The sequence below is a fragment of the Variovorax sp. 20P10.2.4 genome (genome assembly GCF_058244205.1).
On record NZ_JBZAYE010000477.1, the window covers coordinates 1 to 5739 of the forward strand.

6 protein-coding genes are annotated in these 5739 nt (G+C 70.2%); all 6 read left to right on the forward strand.

Going from position 1 to position 5739, the window contains the following annotated elements; genetic code table 11:
• The coding region (locus tag AC27VN_RS30680) for an ABC transporter permease (protein WP_490878999.1) at positions 1–936 on the forward strand (936 nt) is incomplete at its 5' end.
• A 19-nt stretch (positions 937–955) separates the two neighbouring features.
• A complete protein-coding gene (locus tag AC27VN_RS30685; RefSeq protein ID WP_490879000.1) occupies positions 956–1786 on the forward strand; it encodes an ABC transporter permease in 831 nt (276 codons plus the stop codon).
• Positions 1783–2718, forward strand: coding sequence for an aminotransferase class IV (locus tag AC27VN_RS30690; RefSeq protein WP_490879001.1), 936 nt, complete (start codon positions 1783–1785; stop codon positions 2716–2718). The genes AC27VN_RS30685 and AC27VN_RS30690 overlap by 4 nt, the downstream gene beginning before the upstream one ends.
• The gene (locus tag AC27VN_RS30695; protein WP_490879002.1) at positions 2715–3467 is read left to right on the forward strand and encodes an SDR family NAD(P)-dependent oxidoreductase; all 753 of its coding nucleotides are present in this window, start codon (positions 2715–2717) and stop codon (positions 3465–3467) included. The genes AC27VN_RS30690 and AC27VN_RS30695 overlap by 4 nt, the downstream gene beginning before the upstream one ends.
• A gap of 29 nt (positions 3468–3496) precedes the next feature.
• A complete protein-coding gene (locus tag AC27VN_RS30700) occupies positions 3497–4534 on the forward strand; it encodes a histone deacetylase family protein (RefSeq protein ID WP_490879003.1) in 1038 nt (345 codons plus the stop codon).
• 45 nt (positions 4535–4579) lie between these two features.
• The gene (locus AC27VN_RS30705; RefSeq protein ID WP_490879004.1) at positions 4580–5623 is read left to right on the forward strand and encodes an ABC transporter substrate-binding protein; all 1044 of its coding nucleotides are present in this window, start codon (positions 4580–4582) and stop codon (positions 5621–5623) included.
• The last annotated feature ends 116 nt before the right edge of the window (positions 5624–5739 follow it).

The following is a 5739-nucleotide window of genomic DNA, read 5'->3' on the forward strand; positions in this document are numbered from 1 at the left end:
GGCCGCCGCATGAACTACGAGATCAGCGGCTACCGCACGCTCGTGATGAAGACCGCGCGCCGCGCCGGCACCGACGCGCCCGCCGCACCCGATGCCAGGGCCTGGCTGCTCGAGGTCGACCCGCGCTGGGGCGAGGCTGCCTACTGGAGCGCGCTGCGCCGTGCCGCCACGCCCTACACCGGGCGCTACCTGTTGGCCGCGCTCGACATGGCGGAAAACGACGAGGGCCGCATCGTGCGCGCCGAGCCCGACCAGCGTATCTACCTCGACATCCTCTGGCGTACGCTCTCGATCGCGGGCGCGGTCACGCTGGCCTGCCTGCTGCTCGGCTATCCGCTCGCGGCGCTGCTGGTGAAGGCACCCAAGCCGATCGCCTTCGCGATCATGCTGGCGGTGCTGCTGCCCTTCTGGACCTCGCTGCTCGCGCGCACCACGGCCTGGATCGTGGTGCTGCAGGAGAACGGGCTGGTCAACGCGCTGCTGCAGGCCATCGGCGTGGTGAACCAGCCGCTCGCGCTGATCTTCAATGCCACCGGCCTCTACATCGTGATGGTGCACATCCTGCTGCCCTTCGCCGTGCTGCCGATCTACAACAGCCTCAAGAGTATTCCGCCGCACCTGATGCGCGCCTCGTCCTCGCTCGGCGCGCACCCGGTGCGCGGCTTCCTGCACGTCTACCTGCCGCTGAGCCTGCCGGGCGTGGCGGCCGGCGGCCTGCTGACCTTCATCGTGGCCGCGGGCTACTACATCACGCCCTCGCTGGTCGGCAGCGCGCGCGAGCAGATGCTCGGCTACTTCGTCGCCTTCTACGCCAACAACACCGTCAACTGGGGCATGGCCTCGGCGCTCGGCCTGATGCTGCTGGCCTGCGTGATGGCGGTGTACCTGGTGGCGGCTTCCACGCTCGGCGTGAAGCAGCTCGCGGGCATCAAGTGAAAGACGGGAATCCCTTCGCATGACCCATCGCCAATTCGTCCGCGCCGCCGGCGCCGTGCACTACCTGTATGGCGCGCTGATGGTGTGCTTCCTGCTGCTGCCGCTGCTCGCCATGACGCCGATCTCGCTGAGCGCCGGCTCCTTCCTGTCCTACCCGCTGCCCGGCTTCTCGACCCAGTGGTACCAGCGCGTGTTCTCGCCCGGCCCCTGGCTCGATTCGCTGCGCAACAGCCTCGTGGTCGGCGTGTGCTCGACCCTGATCGCCACCGTGCTCGGCACGCTCGCGGCCTTCGCCTTCGCGCGGCGCAACCTGCCGGCGCGGCGCACGCTGCTCGGCTTCCTGATGGCGCCGATGATCGTGCCGCCCGTGATCACCGGGCTGGGCATGTACTTCCTGTTCTCGCGCATCGGGCTCACGGCCTCGCTGCCGGGGCTTGTCATCGCCCACGCGGTGCTGTCGACGCCCTTTGTCGTCATCACGGTCACGGCCACGCTGCAGCAGTTCGACATGGGCCTGCTGCGCGCTGCCTACAGCCTGGGCGCCTCGCCCGTGCGCGCCTTCTTCACCGTGGTGGTGCCGATCGTCATGTCGGGCATCGTCTCGGGCGCGCTGTTCGCGTTCATCACCTCGTTCGACGAGGTCGTGGTCGCCATCTTCATCGGCGGTCCAGGCCAGCGCACGCTGCCGCGCCAGATGTTCGACGGCATCCGCGACACCATCGACCCCTCGATCATCGCCATGTCGACCTTCCTGATGGTCGTCGCGGCGGTGGCGCTCACGCTGTCGGCCTGGCTGAGCCAGCGCGCGGCCCCTGTTCAACGCCCCCAGGACCCCGGAAGCTCCACATGAACCCAGACTTCTCCGCCGGCGTCGCCCACGTCGACGGCCAGTACGTCGCGCTGCGCGACGCCCGCATCCCCCTCGTCGACCGCGGCTTCGTGCGCTCCGACGCCACCTACGACGTGGCCCACGTCTGGCAGGGCCGCTTCTTCCGGCTCGACGACCACATCGACCGCTTCCTGTGGTCGATGGGCGAGCTGCGCATGAGCCTGCCGATCAGCAAGAAGGAGATGCGCCACATCCTCGAGCAATGCGTGGCGCTCAGCGGCCTGCGCGACGCCTATGTGCAGATGACCTGCACGCGCGGCGTGCCGCCGCCGGGCTCGCGCGATCCGCGCGAATGCCAGAACCGCTTCTATGCCTTCTCGCAGCCCTTCGTCTGGATCGGCACGCCGGCGCAACAACGCACGGGGCTCGCGATGGTGATCAGCCAGGTGCAGCGCATCGCGAGCGCGGCGATCGACACGCGCGTGAAGAACTTCCACTGGCTCGACCTGACCATGGGCATCTTCGAGGCCTACGACCGCGGCGCCCTGGTCGCGGCGCTGCCCGATGCGCAAGGCAACGTGACCGAGGGCGCGGGCTTCAACATCTTCGGCGCCAAGGACGGCGCGTTGTTCACGCCGCGGCGCAACGTGTTCGAGGGCATGACGCGGCGCACCGTGATCGAGCTCGCGCGCCAGCTCGGCATCGGCTGCGAACTGGCCGACATCCCCGTGCAACGGCTGCGCGAGGCCGACGAGATCTTCATCACCAGCACCGCCGGTGGCGTGATGCCCGTGACCCGGCTCGACGGCGCCAGCGTGGGCAACGGCGAGGTCGGTCCGCTGACGCAGCAGCTGCAGCGCATGTACTGGCAGCGCGCGGCGGACGACCCGCGCAACACCCCCGTGCCCTACGAGCACATGGCCGCCGCGCGCGGCGGCAAGGAGCTCGCATGATCGTCGTCACCGGAGGCACCCACGGCATCGGCGCGGCCATCGTCGCGCAACTGGCGGGCAACGGCGAACAGGTGCTGTTCACCGGCCGCGACACCGCGGCCGGCGAGGCGCTGGCGCAGCACACCGGCGCCCACTTCGCGGCCGCCGACGCGTCCGATCCCGCGGCCGTGGCCGAGGTCGTCGCGCGCGCCGAGGCACTGGGCGGCGGCGTCATCGACGGGCTGGTCAACAACGCGGGCGCCGGTTCGCGCAGCGCCTTCCTCGAGCTGGGCGTCGACGACTGGGACCGGCTGATGGCGGTCAACCTGCGCTCGGTGTTCCTGTTCAGCCAGAAGGCGCTGCCGGCGCTGCAGAAGTCGCCGCGCGGCGCCGTCGTCAACGTGGCCTCGATCGCCGGCAAGGTCGGCGAGGAGGGGCTCGCGGCCTACTGCGCCTCGAAGGGCGGCGTGATCGCGCTCACGCAGGCGCTGGCGCTGGAGTTCGGCGAGCGTGTGCGCTTCAACGCGGTGTGCCCTGGCCAGATCGCCACGCGGATGATGGCGCGCGTGATCGCCGACGCCGACCGCCTGGCCGCGCTCACGCGGCGCATTCCCGCCGGTCGGCTCGGCGAGGCCGGCGAGGTGGCCGACACGGTCTGCTGGCTGCTCTCGGCGCAGGCCAGCTTCATCAACGGCGCGGTGCTCACGGTCGATGGCGGCGAAACCGCCGGCTACCGCACGCCGCCGCTGCCCGGCGCGCCGCGCGCCTGAACGCTCCTTCCTCCGATAGCGAGACACCCATGCTTCCCGTCCTCTACACCCCCATCCACCGCGAGCACGAGCCCTCGTTCTTCTTCGTCACCGGCCGCTTCACGCCCGCGCAGGAGCGCATCGACCGCGCGGAGCAGCTGCGCGACGCGGCCGTGCAGGCCGGCTGCGAACTCGTGGCCGCCGCCGAGCATGGCCTGGGCCCGATCGCCGACGTGCACACGCCCGACTACCTGTGCTTCCTGCAGGACGGCCATCGCCGCTGGTCCGAGATCCCGGGCGCCGCGCCCGAGATCGTGCCCAACGTGTTCGCGGTGCCGGGCCTGCAGCACGGCTACCCCGAGCGCGTGGTCGGCCAGGCCGGCTACCACATGCAGGATCTGGCCTCGCCGATCGGCCCGGGCACGGCCGCCGCGGCCTTCGCCTCGGCCAACCTCGCGGCCGATGCCGCGCAGCGCGTGCTGCAGGGCGCCAAGGCGGCCTACGCGATCTGCCGGCCGCCCGGCCACCATGCCTACCGCGAGCGCGGCGGCGGCGTCTGCTACCTCAACAATGCCGCGATCGCCGCGCAGCTGCTGCGCCGCCATGGCCGCCGCGTGGCCGTGATCGACATCGACGTGCACCACGGCAACGGCACGCAGGGCATCTTCTACGAGCGCTCCGACGTCTATTTCGTCTCGCTGCACCGCGACCCGACGAACTACCACCCGTACTTCTGCGGCTATGCGCAGGAGCGCGGCGCCGGCGCGGGCCTGGGCTACAACCTGAACCTGCCGCTGCCGGCCGAGACCGGCGACGACGCCTACCTGGTGGCGCTTGAGCATGCCTGCCGCCGCCTCGCGGCCTACAGCCCCGACGCGCTGGTGATCTCGCTGGGCCTCGATGCGCACGAGCACGATCCGTTCAAGGGCCTGAAGGTCACGACCGAGGGTTTCCGCCGCATCGGCGAGCGCCTGGGCCGGCTCGGCATGCCGAGCGTGATGGTGCAGGAGGGCGGCTACGACTGCGACCACATCGGCGCCAACCTCGTGCACTTCCTCGACGGCTTCACGGGCGGCCTGCGCGCCTGAGCCCGCTTCTTTCTTTCCTCCCCGTTCCTTTCTCCCGGAGTTCCCATGAACCTTTCGCTTTCCCTGCGCGGCCTCGTCCTGGCCGGCCTCGCCTTCGCCGCCCCGTGGACCGTTGCGCGCGACCTGACCGTCGTGAGCGTCGGCGGCGCGCTGCAGGAGTCCTTCCGCAAGGCCTACTGGCAACCCTATGCCGCCGCGAAGTCCGAGAAGCTGGTGGAGGACAGCAACGTGGTCGGCCTCACCAAGGTCAAGGCCATGGTCGAGTCGGGCAACGTGATCTGGGACCTGGTGCAGATGGACGAGGAGGACGTGGTGGTCGGCTGCGACTCGGGCCTGCTCGAGAAGATCGACTGGGCCAGCGCGGCGCCCGCCACGCGCGACCTGCCCAAGGAGTTGATGAACCCCTGCGGAGTGCCGGCCATGCTGTGGGCCAAGGTGCTCAGCTACGACAGCAAGCGCCTGCCCGACGGCCCGAAATCGTGGGCCGATTTCTGGGACACCAAGCGCTGGCCCGGCAAGCGCGCGCTGCGCAAGCAGGCCAAGCAGACGCTCGAGATCGCGCTGATGGCCGACGGCGTGCCGGCCGCCGAGGTCTACAAGCTGCTGGCGACCAAGGCCGGCCAGGACCGCGCCTTCGCCAAGCTCGACCAGATCAAGAAGGACGTGCAATGGTGGGAGGCCGGCGCCCAGCCGATCGAATGGCTGGCCTCGGGCGCGGTGGTGATGGCCTCGGCCTACAACGGCCGCATCGATGCCGCGAACAAGGAAGGCCGTTCGCTGGCCATGGTGTGGAAGAACCAGGTCTACGGGCCGACCGACTGGGTGGTGGTGAAAGGCAGCCCGAACAAGGCCAAGGCGCTCGCGCTGATCGACTACATGAGCGCGCCGGCGCAGCAGAAGCTCTTTGCCGAGACCATTCCCTACGGACCGGCCAACCCGAAGGCGCAGGCCCTGCTCTCGAAGGCCGTGCTCGACAAGCTGCCCAACGCGCCGCAGAACATCGACCAGCCGCTGCTGCAGAACACCGCCTTCTGGGCCGACCATCTCGACGAACTGCAGCAGCGCTTCGCGAAGTGGGTGTCGAACTGAGCGGCACTGCGATGGCGGATAACGCCAGCGGGTTGCAGATCCTGCACACGCCGCTTCATGCGCTGCACCGCCCCGGGCTGCTGGGCGCGCGCGGCGGATGGCGCACGTCGCGCGAC

What these genes read in the sequence shown, in the direction of transcription:
- AC27VN_RS30705 (WP_490879004.1), top strand. Translation starts at nt 4,580, where the DNA reads ATGAACCTTTCGCTTTCCCTGCGCGGCCTCGTCCTGGCCGGCCTCGCC.
- AC27VN_RS30685 (WP_490879000.1), top strand. Translation starts at nt 956, where the DNA reads ATGACCCATCGCCAATTCGTCCGCGCCGCCGGCGCCGTGCACTACCTG.
- AC27VN_RS30690 (WP_490879001.1), top strand. Translation starts at nt 1,783, where the DNA reads ATGAACCCAGACTTCTCCGCCGGCGTCGCCCACGTCGACGGCCAGTAC.
- AC27VN_RS30700 (WP_490879003.1), top strand. Translation starts at nt 3,497, where the DNA reads ATGCTTCCCGTCCTCTACACCCCCATCCACCGCGAGCACGAGCCCTCG.
- AC27VN_RS30695 (WP_490879002.1), top strand. Translation starts at nt 2,715, where the DNA reads ATGATCGTCGTCACCGGAGGCACCCACGGCATCGGCGCGGCCATCGTC.